Annotated in this window: 1 protein-coding gene; it reads right to left on the bottom strand. The window is 61.9% G+C overall.

Features of this window, described 5'->3' with window-relative positions:
* Positions 1-76: 76 nt before the first annotated feature.
* The gene (locus EN893_RS34355) at positions 77-1,138 is read right to left on the bottom strand and encodes a glycosyltransferase family 4 protein (RefSeq protein ID WP_127272617.1); all 1,062 of its coding nucleotides are present in this window, start codon (positions 1,136-1,138) and stop codon (positions 77-79) included.
* Between the last annotated feature and the right edge of the window lie 144 nt (positions 1,139-1,282).

Here is a 1,282-nt window from a genome sequence, read left to right as displayed (position 1 = left end):
AGCTGGCGCTCATCGAGTTGGGCCATTCGTCAAAGATCCCTGTTGTTTCGTTGCCGTGGCTCGAGCACGTCGCTGCTCAAGACGCCTTCGCCGCGCTCGGGACGCCGATCAGGCCCGCATAGGCGGCCAGATAGTCGCCGGCCATTCTTCGAGCGGAAAAACGCTTTTCAAAAACGGCCCTCACCTTGCGCCTGTCGAGCTGCAGCAAAGCAGGCACCGCGGCGACCGCTCCATCCAGCGTGTCAGCGATGAAACCGGTCACGCCTTGATCGATGATCTCGGGCAGCGCACCGCAATTCCAGGCGATCACCGGCGTACCGCAGGCCATGGCCTCGATGGCGGCGAGCCCGAACGGCTCCGGCCAGTCGATCGGGAACAGCAGGCCGGCCGCCTTGCCGAGAAATTCCGCCTTCTGGTCCTCCTCGATCTCGCCGACATAGACGATGCGATCGCCGTCGATCAACGGTTCGACCACCTCGTGGAAATAGGCGCGGTCGTCGTCGCCGATCTTTGCCGCAAGCTTCAGCTTGAGCCCCGACCGCAAGGCGATCTCGATGGCGCGGTCCGGGCGCTTGTCGCGTGAGAACCGGCCGAGGAAGGCAAGGTAGGGTTCTTCCGCCGTCGTCTCGAAAGTCGGTTCGTAGAGAGTGGTCGGCAGCCCGTGATGGATCGTCGCCAGCCAATTGGCCTTGGCAAGGCCCGCCTTCTGGCTGTGCGAAATGGAAATCAGGGGAAAACGCGGAAACCGTTCATAGGCCGGCGCCAGGTCCACATAATCCAGCCTGCCATGCGGCGTCGTCACCGTGCGGTCGGCGAGATCCTCGAAGAAGGAAAAGTGCAGGAAATGGCTGAGGTGGAAGTGGATGACATCGAACTCCGACGCCCGGTCCCTCACCTGAGCAAGCATCGAAAGATGCGCAGCGATCTCGGATTTGAGCGGACGCGGATCGAGGCGCAGCGCGCGTTCCCGGCTGGCTACCAGCGTCGCGGAAGTCTGGCTGTCGCCACTGGCGAACAGCGTCACCTCATGGCCCAGATCGACCAGCGCTTCGGTTAGATACGAGACGATGCGCTCGGTGCCGCCATAGAGCCTTGGCGGCACCGATTCATAAAGCGGCGCGACATGGGCGATTTTCATATTCCATCCTGGATGCTGGGCATGCAGGTGTGAAATGCGTCAACGCCTCGATTGGTTCCGATTTTATGATCGAGCCGTCGGCACCAGAGGCCGCAGTCGGCATGCAACTGTGCGTCAAACGGATTGCGCGATCAGGGTCAGAAA

The organism is Mesorhizobium sp. M7A.F.Ca.CA.004.04.2.1 (genome assembly GCF_004022825.1).
In the GTDB taxonomy this organism is placed as follows: domain Bacteria; phylum Pseudomonadota; class Alphaproteobacteria; order Rhizobiales; family Rhizobiaceae; genus Mesorhizobium.
This window is presented reverse-complemented; position numbering and strand designations above follow the sequence as displayed.

Coding starts and splice junctions, on each gene's coding strand:
- EN893_RS34355 (WP_127272617.1), bottom strand. CDS start 1,138: ATGAAAATCGCCCATGTCGCGCCGCTTTATGAATCGGTGCCGCCAAGG.